Below are 16463 nucleotides of genomic sequence, written 5' to 3' on the forward strand. Positions count from 1 at the left end.
CTGTGTGACGCAGAGCGTCACGAACTGCATTCCCACGCGGAGCGTGAGGAACGATGGTTATGTGACTATCGTGCCAATGCTCGGCACGATAGCCATCGTTAGCCGCCAACCCTCACCAATACGTCTCCACCGCCACCTGCCCCGGCTTGCGTGACAGGCTCAAGCGCATCTCGCGCTGCTTGAGAATTGCCCGTGTGTCATCGATCATCTGCGGATTGCCGCACAACATCACCCGCGAATGCTCCGGCGTGAGAGCAATGCCGGCCGCGCGCTCAAGCTCCCCGTTTTCGATCAACTGCGTGATACGTCCATTCAATGCGCCCGGATGCTGTTCACGGGTCACCGTGGGCAGAAACAGAAACTTGTCCGCGTATTCAGCCAGGTACTCACGCTGCATCAGTTCGGCAATCAATTGCTGATAGGCCAGCTCGCGCGACTCACGAACGCTGTACACCAGAATCACCCGCTCGAACTTCTCCCAGACCTCGAAATCCTGAAGGATCGACAGAAACGGTGCGACCCCCGTCCCAGTGGATAACAGCCAGAGATCGCGCCCATCAATGAAACGATCCAGAGTCAGGTAACCGAACGCCTGCTTTTCCACCAACAGGCTGTCGCCTTCACGCAAACGGCTCAACTCGCTGGTGAATTCGCCATCCGGCACCACAATGGAAAAAAACTCCAGAAACTCGTCGTGCGGTGAAGAAACCATCGAATAGGCACGCCATACCACTGAACCGTCGGCCTTGGTCACCCCGAGACGCGCGAACTGTCCGGCACGAAAGCGAAAACCGGGATCACGCGTGGTGCGCAGGGTAAACAGGTTCGCGGTCAGCGGCGTGACACGCTGCAGTGTCTGTCGGGTGAATTTGTCGTCACTGACGGTCATGGTGCGCTTTGAACTCCTGAATATGGAAAGCAGAGCCCAGTGTCCCGCAAAGCAGGCTCGATAAACACCGGCTGTTTGTGATGGATTATCCGGCAACGGGCTCTGCCGCTTAGAGTATTTGGTTCTTGGATCAGCTCCTGACGGGTAGCACATCCACCGGCCAAATTGCCTCGACCCTTCTCGCGCGGGGTTTTCAGCCAGCAGCCCCAGAACACGCAGCCATGTGCCATCAGCCCATCCGTCCGGCTGATCCGCAGCCCGACGGATTGCGGTCTATTTGTTCCTAGACTGGATAAACACCCAGCAAGGTCTGTACACGTACTGCAAGGAGGCTACATGAACACAATGGACATAAATTTCTCACAGCCCTCGCCAGCAAAAAACCTGACTCAGAGAGAAATCGAAGTCCTCAAGTGGTCCGCCGAAGGCAAAACAGCTGGCGACATCGCAATGATCCTCTGCCTGAAGGAACGCACCATTCACTTCCATATTGCCAGTGCCATTCAAAAAATGGGCGTTTGCAACAAGACGGCTGCCGCCGTACAAGCCGCGCTCAGCGGGATGTTCTGACAAAACGGGCAATCACCGCGTAATCAGACAGGTATCGAAACGAAAAAATACGTAAAATCGTCTGTCTCGGCGAGCCCACCTGTCATCGGGCTCACTGACATACCTTCGATTGCACAGAGTTCTCCCGCCAATGCCCCTGTTCATCAGTCCCTTCGCTGAACTTGATCTCATTCGCCAACCCGAGCAACAGGATGAGCCCCTGCAGGCATTCGATGCCGCTGACGAGTACCTGCTCAATCATGTTGCACAGGCAGGGCTCAGCCTGCCCAGCCGGGTTCTGGTGCTCAATGACAGTTTCGGCGCGCTGGCGGCGAGTCTCGCGCCGCATGCCACGGTGATCAGCAGTACCGACTCGTTTCTGGCGGCGCAGGCGCTGGAAAAGAATCTGGCGCGCAACGGCATGAGCTACGACGCAGTACCGCACATCCCGGCCAGCGAAGCGTTGCAGGGGCCCTTCGACTGGGTGCTGATCAGAGTGCCCAAGACCCTGGCGCTGCTGGAAGAGCAACTGATACGCCTGCAAGGTCAACTGGCCCCCGGCGCTCGGGTCATTGCTGCGGCAATGGTCAAGCATTTGCCGCGTTCGGCGGGCGACTTGCTGGAGGAATATGTAGGGCCGGTGCAGGCCTCGCTGGCAGTGAAAAAAGCCAGGCTGCTGTTCGCCACGCCACAGCCCATGGAAGTGCGCACCTCGCCCTATCCGACGCGCTACCGGCTGGAGGAGCCGGCCATCGAACTGCTCAACCATGCCAATGTGTTTTGCCGCGACGGGCTGGACATCGGCACTCGCGCCTTCCTGCCACATCTGCCGAAAAACCTTGGCGCGGCAAGGGTCGCAGACCTGGGTTGCGGTAACGGCGTACTGGCCATTGCCAGCGCGCTGGACAACCCGCAGGCGCACTACACGCTGGTCGACGAGTCGTTCATGGCCGTGCAATCGGCAGCCGAGAACTGGCGCGCGACGCTGGGTGATCGCGACGTCCGGGTTCGGGCTGGCGACGGTCTGGAGATGCAGGAGCCTGACTCGCTGGATGTGGTGCTGTGCAACCCGCCCTTCCACCAGCAGCAAGTGGTCGGCGACTTTCTTGCCTGGCGGATGTTTCTGCAGGCGCGTGCCGCGCTGGTGACCGGCGGGGCGCTGTACATCGTCGGCAATCGCCACCTGGGTTATCACACCAAGCTGTCGCGCCTGTTCCGCGGCGTCGAACAAGTCGCCGCTACGCCGAAATTCGTGATTCTGAAAGCCCGCAAGTAACTCACTGCACAAAAAAAGACCCCCTTGCCACGCGAGTGGCAAGAGGGTCGCAAAACGTGTCCGGAAGACACGAACGGGAATTCAGTATCAGTGTGTCGTCAGGCCCGCTGCGCTCATGAACATGCGCATCAGGCTGGCGACGATGAACAGCGCAAATACGCTGCCCGCCCAGATTCCGACCAGCCAGGCCAGTCGTTGCCAGAGCGGCTTGCTCAGCGCCGGATCAGGATCGTGCATGGAATTTTTACCAGACATCGTCATTCTCCTCGGTTCGGACTAGTGATAACCGTCTGCAGCCGTCACCTTGCCGCGGAACACGTAGTAGCTCCAGAAGGTGTAGCCCAGGATGAACGGAATGATGAACAGCGTGCCCACCAGCATGAAGCCCTGGCTCTGCGGCGGCGCGGCGGCTGTCCAGATCGATACCGAAGGCGGAATGATGTTTGGCCACAAACTGATGCCCAGACCGCTGTAACCCAGGAAGATCAGCAACAGGGTCAGTAGAAACGGCGTGTAGTGGGCATTGCGGGCCACCGCCTTGAACAGACCGTACATGGTCACCAGCACCAGAATCGGTACCGGCATGAACCAGAACAGGTTCGGCATGCTGAACCAGCGATGCGCGATATCAGCGTGGGCCAGCGGCGTCCACAGGCTGACCACGCCCATGACCGCGAGCACCGCAAGGGCCAGCGGACGTGCCAGATCATGCATCGCCTTCTGCAGCGAGCCTTCGGTTTTCATGATCAGCCAGGTGCAGCCCAGCAGCGCGTAAGCGACGATCAAGGCCAGCCCGCAGAACATCGGGAATGGCGAGAGCCAGTCCAGCGAGCCACCGGCAAACTGGCGATCGACCACCGGGATGCCTTCAATGTAGGTACCCAGCGCCACACCCTGAAAGAATGTCGCCGCCAGCGAGCCGCCAATGAATGCCTTGTCCCACCAGTGACGCTTCAGCTCGGTCGCCTTGAAGCGGAACTCGAACGCCACGCCACGGAAGATCAGGCCCATGAGCATGAACATCAGCGGCAGGTACAGCGCAGACAGGACCACCGAGTAGGCCAGCGGGAATGCACCGAACAGTGCCGCACCGCCCAGCACCAGCCAGGTTTCGTTGCCGTCCCAGACCGGCGCGACGGTGTTCATCATCACGTCGCGGTCGGAACTGTCCTTCATGAACGGGAAAAGAATCCCGATACCCAGATCGAAACCGTCCATCACCACGTACATCATGATGCCGAAGACGATGATGATGGCCCAGATCAGCGGAAGATCGATACCCATGGCTTAAATCCCCTTGCCGTGACGGTCAAGATTGTCGCCATCTTCTTCGCCTTCAACAGCGGCGGAGAGCGGACGGGCCGGTGTGCGTTGCTGGCCGGGACCACCGTGCGGCACATGTTCGACATAGGCTTTCGGCCCTTTGCGAACCAGACGCATCATGTAGCCAAGACCGGTGCCGAAGAGCACGAAGTAGACGACCACGAACAGCACCAGGGTGATGCTCATCTGCGCCACGCTGTGCCCGGACGAAGCATCGGCGGTGCGCATCAGGCCGTACACGACCCACGGCTGACGACCGATTTCGGTAGTGAACCAGCCGGCGAGAATCGCGATCAGGCCAGACGGCCCCATCCACAACGCCAGGTACAGGAACGGACGCGAGTTATACAGCGTGCCGCGCTTGCGCAGCCACAGGCTCCACAGACCGGTGAAGATCATCAGCATGCCTAGGGCGACCATGACCCGGAACGACCAGAACACGATCGTCGAATTAGGGCGATCCTCAGGCTTGAATTCCTTGAGCGCAGGCACCTGCTTGTCCAGGCTGTGAGTCAGGATCAGGCTGCCCAGGTACGGAATTTCCACCGCGTACTTGGTACGTTCTTCCTTCATGTCGGGAATGCCGAACAGGATCAGCGGGGTCGGTTCGTCACCGACGTTCTCCCAGTGACCTTCGATGGCCGCAATCTTCGCAGGCTGATGCTTGAGCGTATTCAGACCGTGGAAATCGCCGACGACAGCCTGGACAGGCGCCACCAGCAGGGCCATCCACATGGCCATCGAGAGCATCTTGCGCACTGCAGGTGTGTCGCGGCCCCGCAACAGATGCCAGGCGGCCGACGAACCGACGAAGAACGCCGTCGCCACGAACGCGGCGATCGCCATGTGCGTCAGGCGATAAGGGAACGACGGGTTGAACACCACAGCGAACCAGTCAGTGGGAATGACCCGACCGTCAATGATCTCGAACCCTTGCGGGGTCTGCATCCAGCTGTTGGACGACAGAATCCAGAAGGTGGAGATCAGCGTGCCGATGGCGACCATTACCGTGGAGAAGAAGTGCAGGTTGCGGCCGACACGATTCCAGCCGAACAGCATGACGCCGAGGAACCCCGCTTCGAGGAAGAACGCGGTCAGCACCTCGTAGGTCAGCAGCGGGCCGGTCACAGCACCTGCGAAGTCGGAGAAGCGGCTCCAGTTGGTGCCGAACTGGTAGGCCATGACAAGCCCGGAAACCACGCCCATGCCGAAGTTGACTGCAAAAATCTTCGACCAGAAGTGGTACAGGTCACGGTAGACGTCATCGCGGGTCTTCAGCCACAGACCTTCGAGCACAGCCAGATAACTTGCCAGGCCGATGGTGATGGCAGGAAACAGGATGTGGAACGAAATCGTGAATGCGAACTGAATCCGGGCGAGATCTATAGCCTCTAAACCGAACATAAGATGTTCCTCTCTCAGATGAAACCTGCTGCCAGCCGCAAGCCAACAGCAATTGCCCCCACGGTAATGAGTGCTTATGTTTCTTTATTCTGGCGTTTCCAATGGCGAAAACGCTGGTCGATGCACTGATCGTTGCCTGAACGCACTGATGCAGATCAATCGACCATCAAAGAGTAGTCCTGTTCGGCCATTAAAGTCGTGTGGTCTATTGTCGCGTGGCGGGTTGTCTCACCTGCGGAGAACTGCGGCGTCTATCGTTCCTCACGCTCCGCGTGGGAATGCCGTTCGTGACGCTCCGCGTCACACATTGCAGCGTTGACGCCTGATTCAGGCGTTACAAGGTGCACGCACCCTCAAAGCCTGAGCCTGGTTTACGCGCGCTGTCTCGCCGTGCTGAAAATTTGTGACGCAGAGCGTCACGAACGGCATGCCAACGCGGAGCGTTGGCACGATAGGCAGTTGGATGTGCGCTCGCTGTTACAACAGCTTATCCAGCGTGATCGGAAACTCGCGGATACGTTTGCCGGTGGCGTGATAGATCGCGTTGGCAATCGCTGCCGGCACACCGACGATGCCGATCTCGCCGACGCCCTTGGAACCCAGCGCGTTGACGATGTCGTCGTGTTCTTCGACAAACAGCACGTCAATGTCGCCGATGTCAGCGTTCACCGGGATATGGTACTCGGCCAGGCTGTGGTTCATCGGGCGGCCCAGGTCGTGGTCAAGCATCGCCTCTTCCTGAAGCGCCATACCCATGCCCCAGACAACGCCGCCCAGAATCTGGCTGCGCGCCATTTTCGGGTTCACGACCCTGCCCGCTGCCACGGCACTGACCACACGATTGACCTTGATAGTGCCCAGATCCTCGTCGACCAGCACTTCGACGAACACCGCCGAGTGCGTGGCTGCCGCGTAGGCTTCGCGCTTCTTGTCCGGCTCGGCGTCGACTTGCACCTCGATGACACCGTGGGGCTGAGACGCTGCCAGTTCAGCCATCGATAGTGCCTGATCACCGACGTACAGCTTGCCCGCCTCGAAGCGAACCTCATCCGGCGTCACAGAAGCGAATTGCGGATGCAGCCCCTTGGCAACTTCCAGTACCTGGCGCTGCAAAGCCTGACAGGCCTGCTGCACCGCAGTACCGACTGAAGACACCGTGAACGAGCCACCCTGCAACGGCGCGGTCGGCAACGAAGAGTCACCCAGCAGGAAGCTGACGTTATCCACCTCGATACCCGACGATTCTGCAGCGATCTGCGTCATGACGGTATAGGTGCCGGTGCCAATGTCGGTGGTAGCGCTGCTGACCACCAGCGTGCCGTCCGCTTGCAGACGCGCCTTGGCGCTGGCCTTCATCTGCATGGCCTCCCAGACACCACCGGCCATGCCCCAACCGACCAGCTGACGGCCTTGACGCATGCTGCGTGGCTCAGGGTTGCGGCTGGACCAGCCAAAGCGTTCGGCGCCCTGGGCGTAGCATTCGCGCAATTCCTTGCTCGAATACGGCTTGTCTTCGTTACCGTTGCGCTCGGCGTAGTTGGTCAGGCGCAGGCGCACCGGATCGATAGCCAACGCGTAAGCCAGCTCGTCCATGGCGCATTCCAGGCCGATCATGCCCAGGGCAGCACCCGGCGCACGCATGTCGAGCGGCGTGAACACGTCCAGCGGCACCAGTTTGTAGGTCAACTGCACGTTGTCGCAGTGGTAGAGCATGCCGCTCCATTCCACGACGTGTTCGCTGAAGTCCTCGAAACGCGAAGTCTGCCCGATGGCTTCATGACCGACCGCCAGCAAACGACCGTTGGCAGCCGCGCCCAGACGCAGGCGCTGAATGGTGCGCGGACGATAACCGAAGGTGAACATCTGCTGGCGGGTCAGCGTCAGGCGCACGGAGCGCTTGAGGTGCAGTGCAGCCATTACTGCCAGCGGCAGTTGATATTGCGGGCGCAGGCCAGAACCGAAGGCACCACCGACGAAAGCGGCCAGCACGCGGATCTTGTCCTTTTCCAGGCCGAACACCTTGTGCAGATAGTCCTGACAGTTTTGCGTGCCCTGGGTCTTGTCGTGAATCTGCAAGCTGCCATCGGCCTGATACAGGACGGTCGACGCATGCGGTTCCATCGGGTTGTGGTACTCGCTGGGCGTGCTGTACGTCACGTCCACGCTCAGCGCGGAGCTGGCCAGTTCGCCTTCGAAGTTGCCACGCGGCGGCGGCAATTCGGCAGGCGCGTCATAGGCGGTGTCGAGCATGGCCTGCAGATCGGTCTGGTGCTCCTGCTGCTCGTATTCGATACGCACCAGCGAGCCCGCGTGACGCGCCAGTTCCAACGTATCGGCAACGACCAGCGCGAGCGGTTGGCCGCTGTACATGACGTTGTCGTTGTAAAAAGGACGAAACGGCGAACCGTCGGCCGAATCGGCGTCCTCATAGTTTTCGTCATAGCTGGCCAGCCACGGACGATTGGTGTGGTCGATGACCGCGACCACACCCGGAACCTTCATTGCCTCGCTCGTATCGATGCTGGCGACGCGACCGTTGGCGATGGTGCTGGAGACCACGCTGCCATACAGCAACCCTTCTTCAGGGTATTCACCGGCGTAACGTGCGCCCCCGGTCACTTTCAGGCGGCCGTCGACGCGGTCCACAGGCTTGCCCATTGGCGAAAATGGCTGGTTCATTGGGCGCTCCCTCCTGTTGCGGCATCGCTCAAGGCACGAATGATCGCGCGGCGGGCCAGTCTGACTTTGAAACCGTTGTGCTCCAGAGGCTGCGCATCTTCAAGCATGGCGTCTGCAGCAGCGGCGAAGTTCTCGCGAGTGACCGGCTTGCCGACCAACAGCGCTTCGACCGCCTTGTCGCGCCATGGCTTGTGCGCGACACCGCCCAATGCCAGACGCACGTCGCGAATCACATCGCCGTCCATATCGATGGCGGCAGCCACCGATATCAGGGCAAACGCATAGGACGCACGGTCGCGGATCTTCAGATAAGCGTTGTGGCTGACAAAGCCGTTTGCAGGCAGTTCGACGGCGACGATCAACTCATCGTCGGCCAGTTGATTGTCCCGTTGCGGAGCATCACCCGGCAGGCGATGGAAATCAGCAAACTCGATAGTGCGGCGGCCGGCACGTCCTTGAACATGCACCACGGCTTCCAGCGCAGCGAGTGCCACGCACATGTCGGACGGGTGAGTCGCGACGCAGTCTTCGCTGGCACCCAGGATCGCGTGAATGCGATTCAGGCCCGTACGCGCCGGGCAGCCACTGCCTGGCTCACGCTTGTTGCACGGCACGCCGGTGTCATAGAAGTAATAGCAGCGGGTGCGTTGCAGCAGGTTGCCGCCGGTGCTGGCCATGTTGCGCAACTGCGGCGAAGCACCGGCCAGCACGGCTTTGCTCAGCAGCGGGTAACGCGCTTCGATCAGCGGGTGGTAGGCCAGGTCGGCGTTGCTGACCAACGCACCGATCATCAAACCGCCCGAAGCGGTTTCACTGACATCCCTCAAAGGCAGGCCGGTGATGTCGATCAGGTGCTCGGGCGTGGCGACGTTTTCTTTCATCAGGTCAAGCAGATTGGTGCCGCCTGCAATGAAACGCGTGGCCGGTCCGCTCAGGTTGACCGCAGCAGTGATGTCGGTCGGCTTGCTGTAGGTAAACGGATTCATGCGTTCACCTCCGGCTTTGGTGCTGCGTTGTGGAACTGCGGCAGCGCCTCTTCGACGGCAGCGAGAATATTGCTGTAGGCACCGCAACGGCACAGGTTACCGCTCATCAGTTCCTGAATCTCGGCACGCGTGCTGGCGCGCCCCTCATTGGCAAGCCCGACAGCCGAGCAGATTTGCCCGGGCGTGCAGTAGCCGCACTGGAACGCATCGTTCTTGATGAACGCCTGCTGCATGGGATGCAACTGGTCGCCATCAGCCAGGCCTTCAATGGTGGTCAGCTCGGCGCCATCACACATGATCGCCAGCGTCAGGCAGGCATTGATGCGCGTGCCGTCGCGCAGTACGGTACACGCACCGCACTGGCCGTGGTCGCAGCCTTTCTTGGTGCCGACCAGATCGAGCTGATCACGCAGCAAGTCCAGCAAGGTGGTCCAGGGCAGCACATCCAGTTGGCGGAGCTGTCCGTTCAGGGTCAGGGAAATCGCGTGGGTGGCGAAGTCCTGGGGGTTCGGGGTCGTTGCACTCATGGAAACCTCACGGTAGGCGGTCACTTAGCGCACTTTTTATGCGTCTTAAGGGGTGGGACTTCGCGAGGTTTGCAACGTTCAGGCTTTCTTGATGGGCGTACTTGTCATCGAAAGGCCGTCATCCGCAGGCAGCCATCCTGCCAAGCTGCTGGTATGATGCGCGGCTTTTTCCGACCCGCAAAAATCAAACGGGCTGCCCTGCAGTCTGTGCATTGCTGTTGGAGTCGATCATTCACGACGCGCGCCGCGTCACGGAGAGCCAGACATGCTGGAAAGGCTGTTTCAACTCAAGGCACACAACACCAACGTGCGAACCGAGATTCTTGCGGGCGTCACGACTTTCCTGGCGATGGCTTACATCCTGTTCGTCAACCCGAGCATCCTCGGCGAAACCGGCATGGACAAGGGCGCGGTATTCGTCGCCACCTGCCTGGCGGCGGCCATCGGCTCGACAGTGATGGGCCTGATCGCCAACTACCCGATCGCCCTGGCACCGGGCATGGGCCTGAACGCCTTCTTTACCTACACCGTGGTCCTGCACATGGGCCACAGCTGGCAGGTAGCGCTGGGCGCGGTGTTCATTTCAGCGGTGATGTTCTTCATCCTGTCGATCTTCCGGATCCGTGAATGGATCATCAACAGCATTCCCCTGCCCCTGCGTTCGGCGATTGCGGCCGGTATCGGCCTGTTTCTGGCGCTGATCGCCCTGCATAACGCCGGTATTGTGGTCAGCAACCCGGCGACCATGGTCGGCATGGGCGATCTCAAGCAGCCAGCCCCGGTACTGGCGACGCTGGGCTTCTTTCTCATCGTGGCCCTGGATTACCTCAAGGTGCGCGGCGCCGTGCTGATCGGCATCCTCGCGGTGACCCTGGTGTCTATAGCCCTGGGCTTCTCGCCGTTTGGCGGTGTGGTGTCGATGCCGCCTTCGCTGGCACCGACCTTCATGCAACTGGACATCATGGGTGCGCTGGACGTCGGTCTGGTCAGCATCATCTTCGCCTTCCTGTTCGTCGACATCTTCGACAACTCCGGCACGCTGATCGGCGTGGCCAAACGCGCCGGGCTGATGGGCAAGGACGGGCATATGCCGAAGATGGGCCGTGCGCTGATCGCCGACAGTACTGCCGCGATGGCCGGTTCCCTGCTGGGCACCTCGACCACCACCAGCTACATCGAGTCGGCTGCGGGCGTGAGTGCCGGTGGCCGCACAGGTCTGACTGCAGTGGTAGTCGCCGTGCTGTTCCTGCTGGCGCTGTTCTTCGCCCCGCTGGCCGGCAGCGTGCCCGCCTTCGCGACCGCACCCGCGCTGCTGTTCGTCGCTGTGTTGATGGCGTCCGGCATGGCGGAAATCGACTGGGATGACATCACGGTCGCAGCGCCAGTAGTCATCACGGCCCTGGCCATGCCATTCACCTATTCCATCGCCAATGGCATTGCCTTTGGCTTCATTTCCTGGACAGCGATCAAGCTGCTGTCGGGACGCTGGCGCGAGCTGAATTCGGCGCTGGTGATCCTGTCGATCCTGTTCGTGATCAAGCTGGGCTGGTTCAACGCATGAGTGTTCCCTTCGACCCTGCGAGCTACGACCGTCAGCTCGAAGAAAAAACCGTCCGCCTGCGCGAGTTGCTGGCGCCGTTCGATGCTCCCGAGCCACAGGTGTTCGACTCGCCACGCGAACACTATCGGCTGCGCGCCGAGTTCCGCCTGTGGCGCGAAGACCAGAAGCGCTATTACGCGATGTTCGCGCCGGGCGACAACAGGACGCCGATCCTGCTCGAGGGCCTGCCGATCGCCAGCGAGCGCATCAACGCGCTGATGCCGGTGCTGCGCGAGCGCTGGGAAGCCAGCCCGACGTTGAACCACAAGCTGTTTCAGGTGGACTTCCTGACCACGCTGGCAGGCGACGCGATGATCACCCTGTGTTATCACCGCCCGCTGGACGCCGAATGGCAGGCCGCCGCCGCGCAACTGGCCGCCGAACTGGACGTCAGCCTGATTGGCCGTTCCAAGGGGCAGAAGCTGGTCATCGGTCATGATTACGTGACCGAGAAGCTCGACGTGGCTGGCCGCACCTACAGTTACCGGCAACCGGAAGGCGCTTTCACCCAGCCCAACGGCACGGTGAACGGCAAGATGCTCAACTGGGCCTTCGATGCGCTGGGCGAGCGGCAGGACGACCTGCTGGAGCTGTATTGCGGCAATGGCAACTTCACCCTGCCGCTGGCTACACGCGTGCGCAAGGTGCTGGCCACCGAAATCAGCAAGACCTCGGTCAATGCGGCGCTGAGCAACCTGGATGACAACGGCGTGGACAACGTCACGCTGGTGCGTCTGTCGGCCGAAGAACTGACCGAAGCCCTGAACGAAGTGCGCCCGTTCCGCCGTCTGCACGGCGTGGACTTGAAGAGCTACGATTTTGGCAGCGTGTTCGTCGACCCGCCGCGCGCCGGCATGGACCCGGACACCTGCGAACTGACCCGGCGCTTCGAGCGCATTCTGTACATATCCTGCAACCCGGAAACCCTGGCCGCCAACATCGCCCAACTGCACGACACCCACCGGGTCGAGCGCTGCGCACTGTTCGATCAGTTTCCGTACACCCACCACATGGAGTCGGGCGTGCTGCTGGTCAGGCGCTGAGGCTCCTCTGACTGACTATCGTGCCGACGCTCCGCGTTGGCATGCCGTTCTGGACGCTGCGCGTCCTATCCTGAACATGCGGCGCGACGCAGATCTGTGACGCAGAGCGTCACGAACGGCATTCCCACGCTGGAGCGTGAGGAACGATAATCTCGACTATCGTGCCGACGCTCCGCGTTGGCATGCCGTTCTGGACGCTGCGCGTCCTATCCTGAACATGCGGCGCGGCGTAGATCTGTGACGCAGAGCGTCACCCACGGCATTCCCACGGAACGATAATCCCGACTATCGTGCGGCGCTCTGCGTCGCATGCCGTTCCGGACGCTACGCGTCCTATCCCGACGTGCGGCGCGACGCAGATCTGTGACGCAGAGCGTCACCCACGGCATTCCCACGCTGGAGCGTGAGGAACGATAATCCCGACTGTCGTGCGGCGCTCTGCGTCGCATGCCGTTCCGGACGCTCCGCGTCCTCTTGCGACGCGGAGCGTCGTGAAATGCATTCCCATACTGGAGCGTGAGGAACGAGAGTTCTTTCATGCTCGTCAACTGCGAAACTGTCAGAATATTTATTAGCTTCCTATCGATACGCTGGGGTATAAACCAAAAACCTGAATCAGCTGCTTCGATGGGATCCTTTTTCTTGAGCTCCGAGTCTTCCGCGCCTTCTGTACCGGTCAAGTTGTCCAGCCAGCCCGGTTTCGTCAGTTTTATCCTCTCGCGCCTGATGGCGGTGTTCGCCATGCAGATTCAGGCGGTGGTCGTTGCCTGGCAGGTTTACGACATGACCCGTGAGCCGATGGCGCTGGCCTATGTGGGCCTTGCTCAGTTCATTCCCATGTTGCTGCTGTTGATGCCTGCCGGGGATCTGATCGACCGCTACAACCGCAAGGTCATCCTGATGCTCAGTTGGGGTGTGCAGGCGATCTGTGGGGTCATTCTGCTGGTGTTCTCGGCACTGAAGCTGCAAGACCTGCGGCTGATCTACGGCGCGCTGATGCTGTATGGCTGCGCCCGCGCTTTTACCGGTCCGGCGCTGCAAAGCCTGCTGCCACAGATTGTCCCGCGCGACCAACTGGCCTCGGCCATCGCCACCAACAGCGTGATCATGCGCTGTTCGACCGTCGGTGGGCCGCTGATCGGTGGCTATCTGTACTGGCTGGGCGGCGCAGAGCTGACCTATTCGGTCTGCGTCGCAGCATTTATCGCCGGCATCCTGTTTCTGGCCCCCGTGGCAACGCCCTTTGCCGGCAAGCCGGTGGAACTGGGTTCCAGCGCCTGGGGCCGGTTCACCGCGGGCATTGCCTTCATTCGCTCGCGGCCGATCATCCTCGGCACCATTTCGCTGGACCTGTTCGCCGTGCTGCTCGGCGGCGTGGTGGCGCTGCTGCCGATCTACGCCCATGAAGTGCTGCACCTCGGGCCGCAGGGGCTGGGCATGCTGCGTGCGTCGATGAGCCTGGGTGAACTGGGCGTCGGCATTTACCTGAGCATGCGCCCGCTGCAGCGCAACGTCGGCATGACCATGTTTCTCGCCGTCGGCCTGTTCGGCGTCGCGAATCTGGTGTTTGCCCTGTCGACCCTGTTCTGGCTGTCATGCCTGGCCCTGCTGATCGCGGGCGCGGCGGACATGGTCAGCGTGTTCATTCGTTCAGCGCTGGTGCAGTTCTCGACGCCGGACAACATGCGCGGCCGGGTCAATGCCGTGAACATGCTGTTTATTGGCTCCTCCAACGAACTGGGCGAGTTCCGTGCAGGCACCAGTGCCTCGCTGGTCGGCGCAATCCCTGCCGCGATCCTGGGTGGCGTCTGCACGCTGGGCGTGGTCGGCGCCTGGATGACGGGCTTCAAGTCATTGCGCCAGGTCGACCGTTTTGCCGACGCCTCGCCGCCGGACGTGCTCAACGCGCAGCCCGTCAAACAGGCCTGACGGCGGCAGGTTTCAGCAAAACACAGCCACGGCACAGCTTGCGCGAACCAATCAGCCTCGCCGCACCTCTATACCCTCGCATTCTGCACACGACGCTGGCCGGAACACGCCGGACTGGCGCATTCGCGTATCAGCAGCGAAACTAATTGCACGAAAAGAAGAGGGATCCGACATGCTCTGGAAAAAAGGCCGACGCAGCGACAACGTAGTCGATGCGCGCGATGGCGGCAGCAGTGGTGGCGGCGGTGGCATGCGCATCGGCGGCAAGGGGCTGGGTCTGGGCGGCATCGTGATCATCGTCGCCATCGGCCTGCTGACCGGCCAGGACCCGATGCAGATTCTCGGACAACTGACCGGACAAGTGACCGAGCAAAGCGCTCCACCCAGTGCGCAAACGCGTGAGGCCCCGCCGGCCAACGACCAGCAGGCCGAATTCGTGCGCAGCATCCTTGGCGATACCGAGGACACCTGGCGTGCCGTGTTCGCCCAGAACGGTCGCGAATACAAGGACCCCACGCTGGTGTTGTTCAGCGGCCAGGTGAACTCGGCCTGCGGTCGCGCTACGTCGGCAACCGGTCCGTTCTATTGCCCGGCTGACCAGCAGGTCTATCTGGACATGGAGTTCTTCCGTGAAATGGCCCAGCGCTTTTCCGCCGCTGGCGACTTCGCCCAGGCTTACGTGATCGCCCATGAAGTCGGGCACCATGTGCAGACCCTGCTGGGCATTTCCGCCAAGGTCGACAAGGCTCGCCAGGCCGGGCAAAAAATGGAAGGAGCCAACGGTTTACTGGTCCGCCAGGAGCTGCAGGCGGACTGCTTTGCCGGTGTTTGGGCGTACAACGCACAAAATCGTTTGAACTGGCTCGAGCCGGGTGATATTGAAGAAGCATTGAACGCGGCCAACGCTATCGGCGATGATCGCTTGCAACAGCAAAGCAGTGGTCGAGTCACTCCGGACTCCTTCACTCACGGCACGTCTGCACAGCGTGTACGCTGGTTCAAGGCAGGCTTTGCCCAAGGTCAAATCAATCAATGCGATACATTCGCCGCCAAGAGTCTCTGAGCACATGATTAAACCGCTTCTGGTCCTGTTGTTGAGCACTGCCTTCGTGAGCCTCGGGGCGCATGCCGAGGATCAAGCGGTCAATTCCATCAGCCCGGATCGCCTCGCCATCAATGGCGCCGAGGCGACCCTCGGGCTGAGCCAGGAGTGGGTACACCCCAAGCCGAAGATCGAGCGCGTGGTGATCGTCCTGCACGGTCGCCTGCGCAATGCGCAAACCTACCTGCGCAGCATCGAACGTGCGGCCAACCAGTCCAGAGAGCGCGGCAAGACCCTGCTGATCGCCCCGCAATTCCTGGATGAAAAGGATATCGTCGCGCACCACTTGCCGGACTCGATCCTGCGCTGGCGCCAGAACAGCTGGATGGAAGGCGCAACCTCCACCGATCCCAAGCCGGTCAGCTCGTTTCTGGTGCTGGACCACATCCTCAAGCGCCTGAGCGACAGCAAGCTGTTCCCCAACCTGAAGGAAATCGTCATTGCCGGGCACTCCGGTGGTGCCCAGGTGGTGCAGCGCTACGCGATGATCGGCGGCAAGGAAGACGCCCTGCTGCAGCGTGAAGGGGTGAAGCTGCGCTACGTGATCGCCAATCCGTCGTCCTACGCCTATTTCGACGCGGAACGGCCTGAGCCGGTAACCGCGCAAAGCTGCCCGAACTTCAACGACTGGAAATACGGCCTCAACAAGATGCCGTTCTACTCGGGCAAGGAAAAGCCGGCTGACATCGAGAAGAATTACGTGAAGCGCGACATCACTTACCTGATGGGCGAGCTGGACACCGACCGTAATCACCCGGCGCTAGACAAGACCTGTGCCGCCGAAGCGCAAGGCGCCTACCGCCTGATTCGCGGGCAGAACTACTTCAACTATCTGCAGAAGCGTCACCCCGAGGGGCTGAACCAGCGCCTGGTGATCGTGCCGAAAGTCGGCCACAACGGCGACGGGATCTTCACCTCACCGGAAGGCCAGGCGGTGCTGTTCAAGCCGTTTTGAGTGGTATTGATATAACTATCGTCCCCACGCTCCGCGTGCAACGCTACATACAAGTCCGCTTTTGATTCTGGCCGGAGGCCGTGGGAGCGAACTTGTTCGCGAAAGGGTCAACATAATCGCCGAAAATGCATCGACTGAAATACCGTCTTCGCGAGCAAGCTCGCTCCCACAAGATCAGCGCTGCTGCAGAACATCTACGTG

The 16463-nt window shown here is 60.9% G+C and carries 14 protein-coding genes; 7 read left to right on the forward strand and 7 right to left on the reverse strand.

The window, feature by feature from the left end; genetic code table 11:
- Positions 1 to 112: 112 nt before the first annotated feature.
- Complete coding sequence (locus QRN50_RS21485) at positions 113 to 889, reverse strand: ferredoxin--NADP reductase (RefSeq protein ID WP_011268934.1); 777 nt, start codon at positions 887 to 889, stop codon at positions 113 to 115.
- Between the two features lie 336 nt (positions 890 to 1225).
- Here QRN50_RS21485 and QRN50_RS21490 point away from each other — a divergent pair, with 336 nt between their 5' ends.
- Together QRN50_RS21490 and QRN50_RS21495 are read left to right on the forward strand one after the other, a co-directional pair.
- Entirely contained in the window at positions 1226 to 1459 is a 234-nt protein-coding gene (locus QRN50_RS21490; RefSeq protein ID WP_003340758.1) for a helix-turn-helix domain-containing protein, read from the forward strand.
- Between the two features lie 130 nt (positions 1460 to 1589).
- Positions 1590 to 2714: a methyltransferase gene (locus QRN50_RS21495; RefSeq protein ID WP_096126925.1), complete on the forward strand. Its 1125-nt coding sequence runs from the start codon at positions 1590 to 1592 to the stop codon at positions 2712 to 2714.
- An 87-nt stretch (positions 2715 to 2801) separates the two neighbouring features.
- On the opposite strand, the gene QRN50_RS21500 is transcribed toward QRN50_RS21495, so the two are convergent.
- From QRN50_RS21500 to QRN50_RS21525, 6 genes are all read right to left on the reverse strand, one after another.
- Positions 2802 to 2969 carry a DUF2474 domain-containing protein gene (locus QRN50_RS21500; protein WP_002555239.1) on the reverse strand — a complete coding sequence of 56 codons (168 nt, stop codon included), beginning with the start codon at positions 2967 to 2969 and terminating at the stop codon, positions 2802 to 2804.
- Between the two features lie 21 nt (positions 2970 to 2990).
- Entirely contained in the window at positions 2991 to 3998 is a 1008-nt protein-coding gene (cydB, locus tag QRN50_RS21505) for a cytochrome d ubiquinol oxidase subunit II (protein WP_003396217.1), read from the reverse strand.
- Positions 3999 to 4001: 3 nt separating this feature from the next.
- Positions 4002 to 5441 (reverse strand): cytochrome ubiquinol oxidase subunit I, encoded by a 1440-nt coding sequence (locus QRN50_RS21510; protein ID WP_003399952.1) that lies wholly within the window; start codon positions 5439 to 5441, stop codon positions 4002 to 4004.
- A gap of 477 nt (positions 5442 to 5918) precedes the next feature.
- On the reverse strand, positions 5919 to 8120 hold the full coding sequence (locus QRN50_RS21515; protein ID WP_011268937.1) for a xanthine dehydrogenase family protein molybdopterin-binding subunit: 2202 nt from the start codon (positions 8118 to 8120) through the stop codon (positions 5919 to 5921).
- On the reverse strand, positions 8117 to 9106 hold the full coding sequence (locus tag QRN50_RS21520; RefSeq protein ID WP_011268938.1) for an FAD binding domain-containing protein: 990 nt from the start codon (positions 9104 to 9106) through the stop codon (positions 8117 to 8119). The genes QRN50_RS21515 and QRN50_RS21520 overlap by 4 nt, the downstream gene beginning before the upstream one ends.
- Positions 9103 to 9633 carry a (2Fe-2S)-binding protein gene (locus tag QRN50_RS21525; RefSeq protein ID WP_003368718.1) on the reverse strand — a complete coding sequence of 177 codons (531 nt, stop codon included), beginning with the start codon at positions 9631 to 9633 and terminating at the stop codon, positions 9103 to 9105. Before QRN50_RS21525 ends, QRN50_RS21520 begins: the two co-directional genes overlap by 4 nt.
- Before the next feature lie 265 nt (positions 9634 to 9898).
- On the opposite strand from QRN50_RS21525, the gene QRN50_RS21530 reads away from it, so the two are divergent.
- The 5 genes from QRN50_RS21530 to QRN50_RS21550 all read left to right on the forward strand — a co-directional run bounded on the left by QRN50_RS21530 (position 9899) and on the right by QRN50_RS21550 (position 16262).
- Complete coding sequence (locus QRN50_RS21530) at positions 9899 to 11194, forward strand: NCS2 family permease (RefSeq protein WP_003396212.1); 1296 nt, start codon at positions 9899 to 9901, stop codon at positions 11192 to 11194.
- A complete protein-coding gene (gene trmA / locus QRN50_RS21535; protein WP_024659843.1) occupies positions 11191 to 12276 on the forward strand; it encodes a tRNA (uridine(54)-C5)-methyltransferase TrmA in 1086 nt (361 codons plus the stop codon). Before QRN50_RS21530 ends, trmA begins: the two co-directional genes overlap by 4 nt.
- Before the next feature lie 642 nt (positions 12277 to 12918).
- Entirely contained in the window at positions 12919 to 14205 is a 1287-nt protein-coding gene (locus tag QRN50_RS21540) for an MFS transporter (RefSeq protein ID WP_024640227.1), read from the forward strand.
- Positions 14206 to 14377: 172 nt separating this feature from the next.
- Positions 14378 to 15268 carry a KPN_02809 family neutral zinc metallopeptidase gene (gene ypfJ / locus QRN50_RS21545; RefSeq protein WP_096126926.1) on the forward strand — a complete coding sequence of 297 codons (891 nt, stop codon included), beginning with the start codon at positions 14378 to 14380 and terminating at the stop codon, positions 15266 to 15268.
- 4 nt (positions 15269 to 15272) lie between these two features.
- Positions 15273 to 16262, forward strand: coding sequence for a hypothetical protein (locus QRN50_RS21550; RefSeq protein WP_003399936.1), 990 nt, complete (start codon positions 15273 to 15275; stop codon positions 16260 to 16262).
- The last annotated feature ends 201 nt before the right edge of the window (positions 16263 to 16463 follow it).

It is taken from the genome of Pseudomonas sp. MEJ108 (assembly GCF_030208985.1).
Taxonomy (GTDB): Bacteria; Pseudomonadota; Gammaproteobacteria; order Pseudomonadales; family Pseudomonadaceae; genus Aquipseudomonas; species Aquipseudomonas fragariae.

What these genes read in the sequence shown, in the direction of transcription:
- QRN50_RS21485 (WP_011268934.1), bottom strand. Translation starts at nt 889, where the DNA reads ATGACCGTCAGTGACGACAAATTCACCCGACAGACACTGCAGCGTGTC.
- QRN50_RS21490 (WP_003340758.1), top strand. Translation starts at nt 1,226, where the DNA reads ATGAACACAATGGACATAAATTTCTCACAGCCCTCGCCAGCAAAAAAC.
- QRN50_RS21495 (WP_096126925.1), top strand. Translation starts at nt 1,590, where the DNA reads ATGCCCCTGTTCATCAGTCCCTTCGCTGAACTTGATCTCATTCGCCAA.
- QRN50_RS21500 (WP_002555239.1), bottom strand. Translation starts at nt 2,969, where the DNA reads ATGTCTGGTAAAAATTCCATGCACGATCCTGATCCGGCGCTGAGCAAG.
- cydB (WP_003396217.1), bottom strand. Translation starts at nt 3,998, where the DNA reads ATGGGTATCGATCTTCCGCTGATCTGGGCCATCATCATCGTCTTCGGC.
- QRN50_RS21510 (WP_003399952.1), bottom strand. Translation starts at nt 5,441, where the DNA reads ATGTTCGGTTTAGAGGCTATAGATCTCGCCCGGATTCAGTTCGCATTC.
- QRN50_RS21515 (WP_011268937.1), bottom strand. Translation starts at nt 8,120, where the DNA reads ATGAACCAGCCATTTTCGCCAATGGGCAAGCCTGTGGACCGCGTCGAC.
- QRN50_RS21520 (WP_011268938.1), bottom strand. Translation starts at nt 9,106, where the DNA reads ATGAATCCGTTTACCTACAGCAAGCCGACCGACATCACTGCTGCGGTC.
- QRN50_RS21525 (WP_003368718.1), bottom strand. Translation starts at nt 9,633, where the DNA reads ATGAGTGCAACGACCCCGAACCCCCAGGACTTCGCCACCCACGCGATT.
- QRN50_RS21530 (WP_003396212.1), top strand. Translation starts at nt 9,899, where the DNA reads ATGCTGGAAAGGCTGTTTCAACTCAAGGCACACAACACCAACGTGCGA.
- trmA (WP_024659843.1), top strand. Translation starts at nt 11,191, where the DNA reads ATGAGTGTTCCCTTCGACCCTGCGAGCTACGACCGTCAGCTCGAAGAA.
- ypfJ (WP_096126926.1), top strand. Translation starts at nt 14,378, where the DNA reads ATGCTCTGGAAAAAAGGCCGACGCAGCGACAACGTAGTCGATGCGCGC.
- QRN50_RS21550 (WP_003399936.1), top strand. Translation starts at nt 15,273, where the DNA reads ATGATTAAACCGCTTCTGGTCCTGTTGTTGAGCACTGCCTTCGTGAGC.